This window comes from Chitinophaga filiformis, assembly GCF_900102545.1.
GTDB classification, from domain to species: Bacteria; Bacteroidota; Bacteroidia; order Chitinophagales; family Chitinophagaceae; genus Chitinophaga; species Chitinophaga filiformis.
In genome coordinates this window covers 324,600-341,193 of sequence record NZ_FNBN01000003.1, presented here as the reverse complement: position 1 = coordinate 341,193, position 16,594 = coordinate 324,600, and the positions used below count along the sequence as shown (strand labels likewise).

The window sequence follows — 16,594 nt, the reverse complement described above, 5'->3', positions numbered from 1 at the left end:
GGCTGTTTGTTTTTAAATATTTCTTCTTGGATGAATGATAGGGTGATGATATTATTGCTGCCAGCTGATCCAGCTACGGGCATCTTTTGCATTCACCATATCAAAGGAAGTATTGCCTGTCTGCACAAAGTAAAATCCTTCACTCTCCTGGTATTTGGCAAGGATAAGGCTCATGGTAGCAGCTGCCGCATCGGGAGTCTGTCCCCAACCTCCGCCGGGGTAAGCGAAAGTGGCAGTGCCATTGGATCTGAATGTAGGCTTGAAGGCCGGACCATAGGCATAACCATCTGGTACGATACCGGCAAAGTCATAGCCTTCACCATAATTGGGGTAATAGAACATAAAATTGAAACCTGCAATACCGGCCACATTGTAGGCATCATCCACACCATTGACGTGGAATCCTGTTGTAGAGATCCAGTAAGAACCAGTTGATGCAGCCTGGTTGTACCAGCGCTGTCCTGCGGCCAGATCCAGTACCAGCGGTTTAATCACACCGGTGATAGTAGCAGTGTTTTCACCTGCTTTCAGTGTCATCTTTTGTCCGGCAGCATCCCACTTTATATCAGTAAATGAAGAAAAGGTAAGGGCGCCGTCACGGAAGGGGTTTGAGAAGGCGATACCGTTACCATCGAAGTAGTAACTAACACTAATCGCCTTTCCACCATCAGCATCAGGACGTACGAAACTGATCTGGCGATACAGCTTGTCAACATAGACATCATATTTGTTGTTGCCTACATTCAGCTGTTTGAAGTAAGTAAGGAACCGGGAAATGTTGTTAAACTCCCAGTTCCGTTTTTTATCGTAATAATCCTGTGCCTCCTGGGAGGTAGCTTTAACGAGAATGGCCTTGCTGCCATTCAGACGTCCTGTAAGTTTTATAGTGTCGCCATAGATACCATCTATAGCAAATTCAAAGTCAGAGAACAGTCCTTTTCCATAGTATCCTCCATTCTTGCTTGCATCGGGATCGCAGAGCACATGGATATAAGAGTAAGTGTCAAACAACAGGCATGGCTGCTGTAATGACTTCAGGCGGAAACTGCTTTGTCTCACCGTAATGGATGACAAAGAGTCGAAGTCTGAGAACATATCCACTCTATTCGCAGTATCAAATTTGAAATAGAATCCGAATGCCGTATTAGGCAGACCGGAAGGATATACCAGCGCCTTCCAGCCATAGGGAGCACCTGTCAACGCATCATTATATGCTGCCAGTGTTTTATTGATCCTGGTGTCCGGAGATTTATCAAAAACATCGTCATACTTCCGGCAGGAAGCAATTGTAACGACAATCAGTAAAAAATATAATGATAGATTTTTTCTCATAAGGAGTTCGAAATTGATCTGGTTGATAAAGCCTTAATACAGCAGTTGTACAATAGATTTCCTTGTATTGTCCTGCAGGCTGTAGAAATCAATGTTGTAAGACGCTTTGAAATAGTTCACCACCATTGCTTCTTTCTGCCTTAACCTGTCTTTGGCCTGTGCCTGGGAAGAACCATTTACACTGTATCCCTCCGGGATGCTGTTCACGATCCTGTCAAAACCAGCCTTTCCTTCTATCAGCATCATAGCGATCATCTCAACGAAGTCTTCACTTTCATTGGACATGGCATAGGCAGTTACAAAGCCATCTTTCCGGGCATCGGCATCTGCGATGTTATTCCAGTTGCCTGTATAATAACCGGCGCAGATCTTCTTGAATTCAGGAGGATACATCTTTGTCTGGTGGAGAATATGACCAAATTCATGTTCGATCACATGGAAGATCTGTTTCACATTGCCTGTATCTCTTTTGGTATAGCCGGGCATCTCCTTGGTACGGAAATCATTCAGCAGGTACATCACTACTTTACGGCCACCTTCTGCAGTACCGAGAGTGATGGTACCGTTGTCATTCCAGCTGGCGCTGCCTGACAGGATGAAGAATTTAGGGCTGTATTTCTTGAAGAAAATTTCACCTGCTGCATTGATGTAATTGTCGATCCATACTTTCCTGATGGCCCTGATAGCAGGAACTACCACTTCTTCTCTGGGTGGTACCAGTGTCTTCGTCACATCAAATTCAAACTGGTCCCATTTGTATTTCACTTCAATGTTGTAGGGAACAGTCATCGTATCGTGCAGCCAGGCATCTAAAGATCCCGGAACCCAGGTATCGCCACCCAGGCCCGGGATGTCTTGCACACCACTGAGATCATCATCTTCTTTTGAGCAGGCAGCTAATAGCACCATTGCAAACAGGAAGAAGAATATTTTTATGTGTTTCATATGTATGCGTTCTTTTTGTAAGGGTTGATATTATCTGGGATTCAGGGCTATACCGGAAGTAGTGGCCGATAGAGGGATCTGTAATACACGGCGTTTATCATCTGCCTGCAGTACCATCTGTTCTCCTTTGTCCGTGTAGTGCGTTATCTGCGCTTTATAGCGCTGAATGTCAAACCAGCGGTGTCCTTCCTGTACGAATTCAGCACGTTTAAAATCGAGGATAGTCTGTAGCAAACCATTCTTTACATCCTGGATGCCATAGTAATTCCTGATCTTCGTAGTGGTGATACGATGGGTAGAAACATTGTAGTTGTTGATACGTTTACTGGCGAAGAGATTCAGATCTGCCAGTACTTCTGTATTGTTGCCCAGGTAAGCATTAGCCTCTGCCCTGTTGAATAATACTTCTTCTGTAGTGAACAATGGCACCATTACATAAGGGTCTCCGATAGTCGCGTTCACCGATGCCTTTACAAAGTATTCTGTCAGTTTAGGCACGAAGTAATCTCTTGTGCCATAGTAGTACAATGGATACACAAAAGCGCCACCGGTTACATTACTACCCAGTATCTGCTGCTGAATGTTGTAGGTCAGGCCGTATCTGTACAAAGCCACATACCGGCCATACGTTGATTGTGTTTCTACCAGCAACAGGTTGGCTTTCTCAGAAGCCTTGGCATAGATATCCCTGATCACTGCCGGGGTCATTGTTTTATAGGTCGTATTCCATGGTCGCATATTGCTGGCCAGGTCATTGTTCGGGAATGCCTTATTAGCATACTCCACTACTTTCTGATAATCTTTCTTAAAGAGATAGAATCGTGTAGCGAAAGCATAAGCAGCCGACTTATTGAAATGATAGCGTGGCACAGCATAGTTCTCATCACTGATCAGCGGCATACCTGCCAGCAGGTCTTTTTCTATCATATCATACGTGTAAGCCACTGTCTTACGCTCATACTGTTTCATCACTACCTTTTCCGGCTCGGTTACATAAGGGATGCCCGGATCATTGGACGCAGTTTCCGCATTGTAGAACTTAGAGAAGAAAGTTACCAGCATGAAATGGGCATAAGCCCTGGCTACCAGTGCCTCTCCTTTCTGTGCCGAGTAACGGCTGGTATCTGCAGCAGCCTCACATGCTTTCAGTGCATTGTTAGCGGCGGCAATAGCGGTATAACAAGCCTGCCAGTAATACTCAGGAGAATCCTGTTCTGTAGCAGATACATCATTGAAGAAATAAGGATCCAGGTTAGTCCTGTCAATTACCCCAGCGCCTTTGTCTTCAACGTTATCACTCATCGCTTCTGCAAAAACTATATAGTTGGCCTGGGGATAGGCAGTACCCAGCAGCTGTGATACCTTGGCAGGTGTATCCAGTTCTGTCCAGCTGCTATCCGGAGATTTGTCCAGGTATTTGTTACATCCGGCTATGGTTATCAGACAGCCTCCTATGACTGCTACCCTTGTGAAAAATTTCGTCATAACCATCTTTATTTAGAGACCTACTTTTAGTGATAGAGTAAATTGCTTTTGTATAGGCTGTGCTACACCACCTGTGTTGAAGAACTCAGGGTCCTGTCCTCTCAGTTTCTTGTCTGAATAGATCAGCCATGGGTTAATGGCTGCTCCTGTCAGTGTGATGTTGTTGAAAGCAGTTCTTTTCAACAGTGTAGCAGGCAGCTGCCAGGTGAGCGATACTGTTTTCAGACGTATCATATCCCCTTTTGCCACACGGGCAGTGGAATAGTTATAGTTGTTGTAAGGATAAGCGCCTCCCAGCATCACCTGTTCCAGTCCGTCGAGAATAGATGGCGTCTGTGTTTCCTTCTCATCTCCCGGCATGATCCAGCGGTCATAGAACTCTTTCGGCATCGCATCCAGATCAGAATACGCTGTCTTGAAAGCTGGATACAGGCGGATCTTATTACCCCACTGGTAGGTCACGAATATGTTCATCGAGAGACCTTTATAATGGAAGGTATTAGAGAAGCCACCTGTTGCCGGCGGATCAACAGGGCCCTGGTAAACCAGGTGAGATGTATTCAGGTCTTGCAGAAATACATCTTTACTTACATCACCATGCTGGTTCACAAACTGCGGAGCACCTGTGTGGGGGTCAAGCCCTTTATATTCGAGAGAGAAAAGACCTCTTACGGGATAACCTTCTTTGTTACCACCTTCTGCTACCACCAGGTCGAAGATCCTCGGGATGTTCTTGGCATTGGTGATCTTGTTGGTATTATAACCGAATGTGACATTGGTTTTCCAGCCCCAATCCTTCTTTTTGATCACGTCGCCGCCTACCATCACTTCCATACCTTTTGAATCCATATCAGCATAGTTGGCGGCTTTGAAAGTTTCACCACCAATACCTGAAGTTTTGATAATGCTGATCAGGTCAAAGCTCTTACGGCTGTAGGCATCGATCGTAAAATTCAGTCGTCTGTTGAACAGGGTACCATCCAGACCGATATTGGTCGTGTACAGTTTTTCCCAGGTCAGATCATCGTTCTGCAGATGCGCTATTTTGATCACTGATTCTACCTCATCGAGATGAGTTCTTTTAGAGTTGATTGTCTGGAATACGATGTTGGAGTTGGTAGCAGGGCCCATACTCGCGGTCAGTCCATAGCTCGCTCTAAGCGTCAGGTAATCTACCCAACCCAGGTTCTGAATAAAGTCTTCCCTGTCGGCGTTCCAGGAACCAGATATACTCCACGTAGGCAGCCAGCGGGCGGTGCTGGATCTTCCCAGCCTGTTGGAACCATCGTAACGGGTGGTACCTGTCAGGTTATACTTATTGTTGTAGGCATAGGTAGCAGTTGCATAGAAGGCCGCGAAGCGATCATAATCTTTGCTCATACCATAGTAAGGAAAACTGCTCTCGATAGTTTGCTTCAGAATACGATAGTCTGTGAAAGGCACGCCGCCATTGTTATACTGATAACCGTAACCAGTGTTGGATGAATTCTGGCGGTCTGCATATTTTACCTGCTGTCCTATCATGGCCGTCACACTGTGACGATCGCCGATAGTAGCATTATAGTTTAAGCTGTTGCGGAAGTCGAAGTTGATCAGCTGATCTTCTGTGCGATTGTAGAAACCACCATAAGGCAGCACGATCACAGGTAATGCGTCCGGATTAGCCGGATCGTGGTAGAGGAACTTGTTGTTCTCTGCAATGGTTGCATTGTCGGCAGCGCGATAAGCATTGGCCATATTACTGTTCTCCGAGATCTGGTGTTCACGGGAGGATTTTACATAACGCAGGGCGCCTACAAATTCATAACGTAAGTTCTTAGCCACCTTCCAGGATAAGTCGCCCTGAAGACGGAGGTCCAGCATATTCAGGTTGAGGTAATTATTGGCCGATTCATTGATGATGTTGAATGGCGCATAATTCCTCCTGAAATATTCCAGGTTTCCATGCTCGTCATAGGCTGTTAAGGTACGGCTGGTATTCAGGGCATAACTGAATGGATTGATGTCAAAATCGCGGTCGTATTGACCTTCTACAGGGTTGCTGGTACGGCTCAACGCACCGGGCGCTCTTTGCTGACGTGCAGAGCCCAGTACAGAGAAGCCTGTGCTCACCCTGTCGGAGAGCTTATAGTTATTACGGAAGTTGAGTGTATAACGGCTTACTTTATCAGCAACGGTCCAGCCGTTGTCGTGGTAAAAGCTGGTAGAGAAGTAGGACTGTCCTTTATCTGTACCGGAGGAAATACTGAGGGAATGTTCCTGTATAAAGCTGGTCTTGAAGAGAATGTCAAACCAGTCTGTATTGGCGGATGCATATCTCAGCAGGAACTGGCGTTTAGCAGCGGGTGTATTCTCCAGTGGAAAATTTCCCTTATCATCTGCATTCAGCTTTTCATACATTTTACCATATACACCAATATCGCCGCGGGAAAGAATGTCAGAAGTGAGCATGCCCTTCCGCTCCAGCTCTGCCAGTACTGACATTTGCTGGGCGGAGTTCATGATATTATAATTGCTATAGTTAGGCTTCAGCTGCGTACTGTAGTTACCGCTGTAGGTCACAACCGGTTTAGCGCCGGCGCGTCCTTTTTTGGTAGTGATCACCACTACGCCATTCATAGCACGTGCACCATAAAGAGCGGTAGCTGCCGCATCCTTTAAGATGTCGAAGCTTTCAATATCGTTGGGGTTCAGACCTGCTACTGCGGAGCCGAGCAGTGTAGTAGGATCTCCACTGGTCAGCTGATCGTTTGAGATATTCACCACATCTTCCAGCACCACGTTATCTACTACCCATAGTGGTTTGTTATCCCCATTGATGGAAGTAGCGCCACGTACACGGATCTTGGGAGCAGTACCAAATGTGCTGGACACGTTCTGGATAGCCACACCGGCCACACGTCCTTCCAGCATACGGCTTACATCAGGCATACCATCTATTTTGGCTTCGTCCATTTTAATGCGGGCAGAAGAACCGGTGAATTTACTCTTATCAATATCCTGGAAACCTGTTACCACTACTTCCTGCAGTTTGGTTGTTTTCTCCTGCAGCTGTATGTTAATGACGCCACTCTTATAAGCTGCTACATTCACTTCCTGCTGCTGGTAACCGGTGAAACTGAATACCAGTATTGCATCGCCGGGAACGTTCTTCAGTTCGAAGGCACCTTTTTCATTCGTAGTAGTTCCCCTGGTAGCGCCTTTAATGGCAACGGCTACGCCGGGCAGTGGTTCATTCTTAGGAGACATCACTGTACCTTTTACGTCCTGCGTACGTTGTGCTACCTGCCGGTCGTTTTCCGGAACGGTGAGGTTGTCGATTTTTTTTTCAACGGGTCGTATCACTATGCGGTCGTAGAGCACCGTGTAGGATAATGACAAGGGCTTCAGTAATTTCTTCAGCAGATCGCCCACTTTTTCGTTGTGTGCGCTGACATCTACTTTGTTGGCCACAATCATTTTGCTGCCAGCATAGATGAAAGATACTTCTGCGAGATTGCCGATCTTGTCCAGTGCTTCTTTTAATAACACGTTCTTCAATTCGAGTGATATCTTTTTGTCGAGGGCATCCTGTATTCCTGAAGCAGCCGCCGGCACTGTGATGGCTTGTAACAACACAAGCAGTGCGAGCATCATCAGGTGGAGGGATAGGGTCGCCTTTTTGAGCATCGGTTATGATTTGATTTTGGTTCAATTCGGGAAATAGCATCCCCATTACCGGTCCTTGCGGGACCAGGGCAATAGCGCACCTGCTGCGGTGCAGTACATGTTTAGCTTACTGAGTTAACTTTATAGGATATAGTTAACCTGATGGCGTTCGTTCCTGGGTCGTCATAATGCGATTTAGTTTGGTTGTGTGCAATATTTATAAAACAAGCTGGCTAGCATACCGTTGGATATGCTCAGTACATTTATACTTATTAAGGCATCAGGTAGGTTAACTGCTAGTTGTGTCTTTTTTGTCTAATGACAGTTACCTCCGGCAATGATATAGCCGTTTCCATTTTTATCCTTATTGATTTTGGCGTTCAGCGACACTGCGATCAGATCGAGTGCCTTTTCCAGGTCATCCACAATGTTTACATCTCCGTAAAATGCACAGTGTTGTATCCTTCCGTCTACTTTGATCTCCGTATTATAATACCTCTGCAGGTCGTTTACTACTTTTATTACTTCTTCTCCATCGTAAATAAACCGTCCCTGCTGCCGCTGCGAATAAAACCTTGCATCGTCGGTGGCGTCAGACATTTGCAACAAATGAGTGTTACTGTTATATACTGCTCCTTTGTTGGCTGTGAGGATCACCTCTTTATCCTCCTGATTCTTTTCTCCTTTTGCTTCAACCTGGACCATTCCTGTCAGTACTACTACTTTCGCCTCTGTTACATTCCTTGCTTCCATATTAAAGGAAGTACCCAGTACTTTAGTGCTGATCAAAGATGAAGCAACTATAAAAGGGTGCTTATCATCTTTTTCTACGTTGAACAGTGCTTCTCCTGCAAGCGTTACACTACGGTCTTTCCTTCCATAGTTGCCGGTATATTTTAAAGTTGTTCCCGGTTCCAGCCAGGCAACCGAACCATCAGGCAGCGTAACTGTCTTCCTTTGCATCCCGGCCGTAACTGAAAGTTGCTTTACGGGTTTTCTGAGCAAGCCCAGAATGCCTGCCCCTGCAATCAGGATGATAATGGCAGCAGCGGCTACTTTCCAGCGACTGAAGCCGATCCATCTCACAACAGGTTCCGGTTTCCTGCGGGCGCTGATACGCTGGTGGATCTTTTCCAGTATACGCTCTGATTGTTCTCTTTCGAGAACAGGATCTGCACTGTGCAGTTCCGCATTATAAGCTTCTGCTGCAACTTCCTGCAGGTCTGTAAGATCGTTTTCATTCAAATATTGCAGCAGCCAATCCCGGTCTTCCTGTTTCCACTCCTTTTGATGCAACAGTTGCTTGAGGTATTCCTTCCTGTTCTGCACTATTTTGATGATTATTTATCCTAAATACGGCGACCCTAAGGATGTGGGTGGGTGCGTTTACGAGAATTATTACATATTCTTATTCATAATATGTCTGACTGTGGAAAGGTTGGTCTCTTCATGTGTCTTATATAATTATATAAGGGCCCTGCCACTGGTTCCGTGGCATTTACATTCTCTTTTAATGGCGGCCCATTATGGTTTACGAACTAATTTTTCATCATTAAGAGGAGCAACAGTACATATTTGTGTTCCTTATTCTTCTGTATGTACTCATTGATCCGGCTCATCGCGATAGATAAATGTTCTTTAACTGTATTTCTCGAAATCTTCAGTTCTTCTGCTACTTCATCGTATGTTTTGCCCTCCAGTTTACACAGAGTGACAATCTTCTGTTTTTTTGGAGAAAGCTGGGAAAGGGCATCCTCCAGTAAACGGTATTGTTCTTCATAAGCACCTGGATTGTCCTCCCAGTTGCTGGTTTCAATATTCAGATTGTATAATTCCTTATGGAAAGTGTGTTCCCGCAGTTTCTTCCGTACATAATCTACCGAGAGGTTAAAACTGATCACAAACAACCATCCGGCAACTGACTGGCCGGCATTAATGTCCTTTCTCTTTTCCCACAGGCGGGCAAAGACCTCCTGCAAAATATCTTCTGTTGCAATGGGTTCCTTAACAAACTTGAAAATATTTCGATAGACTGCCTGGTGATATTTCCAGTACAGGGCATCAAAGGCGCTTACATCATCTGCTACTAATTTTACTACTAACTCGGCATCTTGTGTATTCATATCACGTCGTTTATATAATTCGTACTTCCCAATACAAATTATACGGCAGTTTTAATGGCTCCGGGTTTTCATTACAATGTTAAATCTCCATCTTTTCGACATATAAAATAGTAACAATTCTTTTTATTATGTACTATTTTATCATAAAAAATTAAATTAAAAGTATTTGGAATGTATTTACTACTGTAGAAAAGGGAAAAAGGTAAAAAGCAAAAAGCAGGATCTACCACTTTAAGTAGGTGGTAGCCCTGCTTTTTACTTTTTTACACAATCCCTGCAAGCAGGGTGCTTATTATTGCTTAATGATCTTCCTTATTTCAGTATCCTTACCGTTGAAGATCCTGATCAGGTATACGCCTTTGGCTACACCTGACAGGTCAATCTTCTCACCGTTCACGATGCGTTTGGCAGGCAGTACAGTTTTACCATCCAGTGCAAACACGCTTACGTAGAGGTATCCTTCCTTAGTGGTTGCAGTAGTTCTCACTACTACATCATTTACAAACGGATTCGGCAATACGTTCAGGGTGGTACCCAGTTTGCTTTCAGCAGCGGCTGCTGAACTTATCTTTTCTATATACTGTAATGAGCCTGTAGTACGCGCTGCTGCTTTAGCAGTAGAAGGCTGGATCACGATAGAAGAGGTCCAGTCGTTCAGGTTCAGCGGTGCGCCATTGAGCGACAGATCTACCAGGCAGGAGAAGTCTCCTCTGAACAGATAGGCATCACCACCGAAGTTATCGTCTTTGTAAAGGATTGCTTCATAACCACTGGCCACTTTCAGGGAAGAGATGTCATCATTCACTACGCCTCTGGCCTGCAGCTGCGACAAGGTATAGCTACCTGCAGATAATCCAACTGCATATCCGCCATAGTTACAATCTTTGTACACTGTAGCTGCAGTTGTTGCAGAAATAGAACCTGTAATAGCATAGCTACCCAGGGAGCCATAGTTGGAATAACCGGTATTAGCAGGATTCAGATAACCTGTACCCGTTACAGATACGTAATAGGTACCTGCACCCAGCGTAGCGCTGATGGATGCAGACAGTCCTGTAGGATTGCTGCTGGCCACCACACCACCACTGCTGTTATACAATGTAGCCAGAATGTCCAGGTTTGGCTGACGGGTAGGTGTTGCAAAGTTCAGCGACACCGGACCACCACTGGTTGTAAAGCTGTAGAAATCTACATCACCGGTACGCTCTATCACACCATTAGTGTTTACTGTACCTCCTGAAATAACATTCAGCGCTGCTGCTGCGCCGGTAGAACCACCCGCATCATCGTTTCTGTAACCAACACCATAGGTGCTGCTGGCAATTTTCGCCAGGTCATCTTCCAGCTGGTTAGCACTGGTGTACTCACCTTTGCTCCACTGTACTACAGGTACATAGTAACCTACACCCATGATAGGCGCCCAGTTGCCATGACCTGCATAGTAGCCCTCTGCAGGAGTAGTACGACCATCGTGTGAAAGACCGAAGGTATGACCTACTTCATGGGAAGCAGCATCACCAGCGCCTTTTACGCCACCGTTGAATACCCAGCAAGGTGTTTCATTACCCCAGTTGAAAGAACCAACGTATGCAACACCACCAGCTCCGGGAGCGGCAGTATTGGTCGGCGTGAAAATACAACGCATTCTCCTGTTGGCAGGATAGGTATTATATACCGCTTCACTGTTGGTCACATTCAGTTTGAACGGACGGAAATCTTCACTTACCAGTTCCCACACTTCCTGCTTCTCCGCATCTGAAAGCGTTGAAGCCGCCGCATTGATAGGATTACCGTTGTTCCATAATGTACCTGATACATACTGACCGTCAAAGTCCAGTAATACCACGCCATTGGCTCCCGGAAGGCTTTGCAGTTCAGGCAGGGCCAGTGCGCTCAATACGCTGGTATTGGCCGGTGCTGTTCTTCCCCCTGTGCCTTCATCTGGTGCTTTATTATAATCAATACATAAAAGTTCATCCAATGGTACTTCTTTCACATAGGCGGTACCGGTTTTATCTGTATAATATTTGTAACCTTTTTTACTGCCGCGCAGGATGATATTTCCTGTTACTTCTCCATCTTTTACCTGCAGGTAGAAGGAAGAACCAGGTGTGTTCTCAATCTCACCGATCACTGACTCCATGTTTTTGCCATCTGTATGACGGGAGTTCACTTTACCTGTCAGCACAGCGCCTGCGCCTATTTTAAGTTCTGTAGCGCTTACCAGTCTTGCATGCGGTCTCTGAGCCTGTGAGCGGATATCCTGCAGAAGACCGGCAGGAGTGCCCAGGCGGTAAGGTTCTTTTTGCTGCGCATGTGTAAGCGAAACAGCCAGTAATGATAATGATGTACCTGCTATATATTTTAACATTTTGTTCATAGGGAAACTGTTTGACGTTTTTTAATAGTAGATCATGGTTTACAATTTGGTAATGCGGAACCAGTTAATGTTCCAACCACCTGACTGAGCGAAGATGCCGAAGTTGTAAGTGCCGGCATTGATAGTAACATTGTGCGATATGGTAGTCCAGTTCTGCCATCCTCCTGTAGAAGGAATATCCAGGTAACCGAGTACGTTTGCACCTGCATTTACATCCAGTGATAAACGGCCACCGCCATTCAGGCTGGCTACACGGTATTCTACCTTGTAAGTACCGCTGGTAGGAATAGTCACGGCTGGATAAGCCATCCAGTCGCCGGTTTCAATATAACCTACGTTTGAACCACCACCTGCATCAGTGGTAGCCTCGGTCTGTACGCCAGACATAGCGCTGTAAGACTCCGCCTGGATAGTAGTAGAGAAGCCAGGATTAGTACCGCCGCCGTTCTGGTATACCCGCACATAATCCACATACATCTTGGCAGGCAGCGCACCATTATTCACAGTAAAGCCAGGCCAGTTACCGCCGATAGCAAAGTTGAGCAGGATGAAGAAATCTCTCTGGAACTCTTCGGTACTTCCTACATTGTTAGCAATGTTGATCACGTTGTACTGTGCCCCATCTACAAACCATTTAATGGCGTTGGCGTCCCATTCAATGCTGTAGACATGGTACCCGGTTACTCCCACTGGCGTAGTGCTTCCATAGGAAGCATGATTGCCATCGGTGCCTGTCCAGTGTACAGTTCCATTTATTTCTGCATTCGTGTTCACATGTTCCATGATATCTATTTCCCCGCAGGATGGCCATCCAACCTGACCGATGTTGCTACCCAACATCCAGAAGGCTGGCCAGGAGCCCTGGAAAGAAGGTATCGCGATACGGGCTTCTATTTTACCATACTTCCATGATTTTCTGCCCTGGGTTTTCATACGGGCGGACGTATAGTTCATACCACCAAAGCTCTCCTGTTTGGCAGTGATCACCAGCTGACCATTTTCAATAGTGGCATTTTCCTGGCGATAGTACTGTAGTTCATTGTTGCCCCATCCTCCGGAACCGGTACCGGTTTCGAATACCCAATCGGGGCCTATACTGTTCGTAAATTCGTCCTGCCAGACCAGCTGCCAGTTCTGGGCTGATGCAGCGCTTCCTGCAAGCGCCAGACCAGCGGTTAACATGAGGGACAATTTTAGTGATCTCATCATAAAGGGTTTTGTTTAAATGGTTAATAAAAGGGACTGTGTAAAAAGGGAAACACTCTTTGCCGGAGGCCAGGGTTATATTATCTCTTCACGAATTTCCGGGTAACTTTCTTATCACCTTTCGTATATACCAGCAGGTAAGTACCGGCAGGAAGACCATCTACGCTGATGTTGCTTACACCGCCTTTGGCGTTCAGCACCTGTTTACCGTTCAGGTCATAGATAGTAATGATACCACCCGGCTGGTTGAAGTCACCTTTCAGGTTCAGTGAAGTAGCAACAGGGTTTGGATATAATAAAGGCGCTTTTTCAGCAACTTTGTTGTATTCAAACACCACATCGCTTGTATTTGCAGCAGCTACTGTTTTAGCTGTAGACACTTTAGTAATACGGAACCAGTTAATGTTCCAGCCACCTGACTGTGCATAGATACCTACAGAATATGTACCTGCAGTAGCTACATTCACGTTATGTGAAACAGTGGTCCAGGTCTGCCATCCACCGGTAACAGGAATGTTCTGGTAACCCAGTACAATTGAACCTGAGTTAAGGTCAAGTGATAACTGACCACCAGTGCTCTGGCTGGCCACCCTGTACTCTACCTTATAAGTACCGGAAGTCGGGAAGTTGATGTTGGAATATGCCATCCAGTCGCCGGTTTCGATGTAACCTACGTTAGATCCGCCGCCTTCATCTGTACAGGCTTCTGTCTGAACACCTGACATAGAAGTATAACTTTCTGCCTGGATCACTGAACCGGGCTGAGGATTCGTACCACCACTACGGTCAAGCTTCACCTGGTAGATAGCGCTCAGCAGGGAGTTACCATTGTTAACATCCTGAGACAGTTCCCACATCATGATACCACCACCCTGATCGAATGCCAGGTTGGTTTTGGACTTGATGGTAGGGATACCATTGTAGTAGTCGCTTCCGAAATAATCGGAATTTGGATTGGCTCCCTGGGACAGCAATGTTGCATAGCTGTTCCATGATGGACGGGCATAGAAAGGCACACCTAAGATTGCTTTTGCCTTAGGCAGGCCCCTGCCAACCCAGTAAGACAGCGACTGAGATGCATAATTGTAAGTAGAGTGTTCGTAATTATTATAGTCATAAGCCATGAGGTTCAGGTAATCAACTACATTGAATACTCCATTGAGGATGCTGGCGCCACCGGTACCAACAACAGCTGCTGTAAGCAGTTTTCCCTGGTTATGTAATGCAGTGGATAACTGCTGCATCAATGCCAGGTAGTTATTTGCGGATGCACCATTGTCCGGGTATTCCCAGTCGATGTCCACACCATCCAGTCCGTACTGATTTACGAAATTGATCATGGTATTGACAAAATTGGTACGATAGGACGCATTTGCAGCCAATGACTCAAATGCACCATCATCACCATTGTTCCAACCACCCACTGCTATCAGCACTTTCACACCATTGGCATGACCGCTGCTAACCAGACTGGATAATTTGGAAGGATTTTCGATGGCCTGCAGGCCACCTGTAGAAGTTGGTAATGCGAAGGCGTAATTAATGTGCGTCAGTTTACTGTACTGAATCGCACTTACACTGCCAGACCAGGAAGGCATATAACCTACTACCTTGAACTGGGCAAATGTCTGTACGGACATAAACGCACCTGCTGCCATCAGCAGACACGCCTTGATCCATTTCGTTGTTTTCATGCTTTACATTTTGAGGGATAAAAAATAAGCCGGTCATGAAACCGTGCTGCCATATTACAAGTTCCACCCATTGCCTCCGGACAAAGATGTGTTTCCCTTTAAACGCTCAAGTACAAGAAGTGTAGAGCAGAACTTGTAACAAGGATATATTTCAAATGGTTATTGCTTTATGAACTGGCGGGCTACTTTGCTGCCGTTCCTGTTAAATACCAGCGTATATACGCCCGGCCGCAGCCTGGACAGATCCAGCCTGTTAATGGTGTTCCTGAACGACATGACCGACCTTCCTGTCATGTCAAATACCTGCATGAATACGCCTGTTAAATCTTCATCGGCGGCCAGTATCAATTCGCTGTTTGCAGGGTTAGGATAAAGGATAAATCCTTTTACTACCGGGGCCGAAGAAAAACTGGTCTTCTGTCCTGCCTCATTAGCAGTTCTTGCGCCCGAACCTGCACGTATGATCAGGGAGCTTGCCAGATCGTTCCAGCCTTCATCCACAAGACAGTCATTGCTGGCTGTAAGCGCAAGGGAATTGCCGCCAAAGTTATCGTTTACGTAGAGGCGTGTACTATATCCGCTGTTTACTGTTACGGATGAAATATCGTCATTCCTGATACCAAAGGAACGTAGTCTGGTAAGGTTGTAATCGCCTACCGGCAAACTGATCGCCAGTCCACCGTAATTACAGTCCCTGTAAAAGGTCACCGCAGCTGTACTGAGCGTTCCACCACCGAATACATTCCTGATAGCTGTGGCATAAGCAGCTGTCTGTGAACTGTTATCAATATCATCATACAGCCACATAAACCCTCCTTTGATACGTGCGCTGCAGCTGTTCTTCCAGGTGTTCAGCTGACTTTGCACCTGTGACGTTGATTTCTCTGCATCCCATAATCCGGCATATACGGGTATAGTGCCAAAGTTCCAGTTGCAGGGAGAGTTGCCGGCGCCACCGGAATAACACTGTAAATCTATCCTGTCAATCGTTCCGGCACGCTGGTTATTGGTATTGGTAGCTACGCTTGTCCAGAAGCCGGAATTGGTATAGGGTACCAGGCTGACTTTAAAACCAAGATTGCCCAGCATTACCGCCAGTGCGGTAGCCGAGCTGACATCGTAAGTACTCTCATCATCAAAGCCGATAGCGTCCACCATCGGGAAGGTATTCCGCAATGCCTGGAAGTTACGGTACAGGATACTGCTGCTGCCGGTACCCTGTGAAGCAATGAGATTTTTTATGTTGGCGAAAGTAGAAGATCCCCAGGCGCTGAGACAGAACTCCAGCCTGTTGATAGTAGTGGGCGCAGACTTCAGTCGCGCCATGTCATCCACAAAATTGGGATAGGAACTGCCCCCCACATAAGCGCCATTCTGCACCAGGGGGAATTCCGCATTGAAGTTAAAATTACCGCTGGCATCGATGTGAATGGTCCACACCACTACATAGGTGTATCCTGAATTTCTCAGCTCATTGATGGCATAACTGCGGTTCTTGTAAATGGGGCCTCCTCCATAAATACCTGATTGCGCCAGCACCGTGAGGTGCCCGGCTGCAATCAGGACAGGAATAATAAAGCTCTTAAAAAGTACCTGTGTAAAATTTTTACTCATACGATGGAATTTTAGCGTCAACAAATAAATAAACAATTATTTCGAGGGAGGTGAAGGGGGCCTCATGGCCTGCTTCACAGAAAGAGCGCGTGAAATATAGTATTGACAGCAGATGTAAAAAGCAGCATAAGACTCTCTTTTGATATGGTTGATAGGTTGTTGGTTGA

At 46.0% G+C, this 16,594-nt stretch carries 10 protein-coding genes; all 10 read right to left on the bottom strand.

From position 1 onward, the window contains the following. Nucleotides 1–51: 51 nt before the first annotated feature. The 10 genes from BLR32_RS13765 to BLR32_RS13720 all read right to left on the bottom strand — a co-directional run bounded on the left by BLR32_RS13765 (nt 52) and on the right by BLR32_RS13720 (nt 16,427). Nucleotides 52–1,332 (bottom strand): DUF4302 domain-containing protein, encoded by a 1,281-nt coding sequence (locus BLR32_RS13765; protein ID WP_089832684.1) that lies wholly within the window; start codon nt 1,330–1,332, stop codon nt 52–54. A 33-nt stretch (nt 1,333–1,365) separates the two neighbouring features. Continuing rightward, nucleotides 1,366–2,277 (bottom strand): zinc-binding metallopeptidase, encoded by a 912-nt coding sequence (locus BLR32_RS13760; RefSeq protein WP_089832682.1) that lies wholly within the window; start codon nt 2,275–2,277, stop codon nt 1,366–1,368. Between the two features lie 30 nt (nt 2,278–2,307). After that, nucleotides 2,308–3,762, bottom strand: coding sequence for a RagB/SusD family nutrient uptake outer membrane protein (locus tag BLR32_RS13755; RefSeq protein ID WP_089834157.1), 1,455 nt, complete (start codon nt 3,760–3,762; stop codon nt 2,308–2,310). 12 nt (nt 3,763–3,774) lie between these two features. Then, the gene (locus BLR32_RS13750) at nt 3,775–7,431 is read right to left on the bottom strand and encodes a SusC/RagA family TonB-linked outer membrane protein (RefSeq protein WP_089832680.1); all 3,657 of its coding nucleotides are present in this window, start codon (nt 7,429–7,431) and stop codon (nt 3,775–3,777) included. 294 nt (nt 7,432–7,725) lie between these two features. Next, nucleotides 7,726–8,739 (bottom strand): FecR family protein, encoded by a 1,014-nt coding sequence (locus BLR32_RS13745; protein ID WP_089832678.1) that lies wholly within the window; start codon nt 8,737–8,739, stop codon nt 7,726–7,728. 209 nt (nt 8,740–8,948) lie between these two features. After that, on the bottom strand, nt 8,949–9,533 hold the full coding sequence (locus BLR32_RS13740) for an RNA polymerase sigma factor (RefSeq protein WP_089832676.1): 585 nt from the start codon (nt 9,531–9,533) through the stop codon (nt 8,949–8,951). A gap of 292 nt (nt 9,534–9,825) precedes the next feature. Then, nucleotides 9,826–11,913: a T9SS type A sorting domain-containing protein gene (locus BLR32_RS13735; protein ID WP_089832674.1), complete on the bottom strand. Its 2,088-nt coding sequence runs from the start codon at nt 11,911–11,913 to the stop codon at nt 9,826–9,828. Nucleotides 11,914–11,952: 39 nt separating this feature from the next. Then, nucleotides 11,953–13,122, bottom strand: coding sequence for a carbohydrate-binding protein (locus tag BLR32_RS13730; RefSeq protein WP_089832673.1), 1,170 nt, complete (start codon nt 13,120–13,122; stop codon nt 11,953–11,955). A 77-nt stretch (nt 13,123–13,199) separates the two neighbouring features. Further along, the gene (locus BLR32_RS13725; RefSeq protein ID WP_089832671.1) at nt 13,200–14,813 is read right to left on the bottom strand and encodes a glycosyl hydrolase family 18 protein; all 1,614 of its coding nucleotides are present in this window, start codon (nt 14,811–14,813) and stop codon (nt 13,200–13,202) included. Nucleotides 14,814–14,972: 159 nt separating this feature from the next. After that, complete coding sequence (locus BLR32_RS13720; RefSeq protein ID WP_089832669.1) at nt 14,973–16,427, bottom strand: T9SS type A sorting domain-containing protein; 1,455 nt, start codon at nt 16,425–16,427, stop codon at nt 14,973–14,975. Nucleotides 16,428–16,594: the final 167 nt, after the last annotated feature.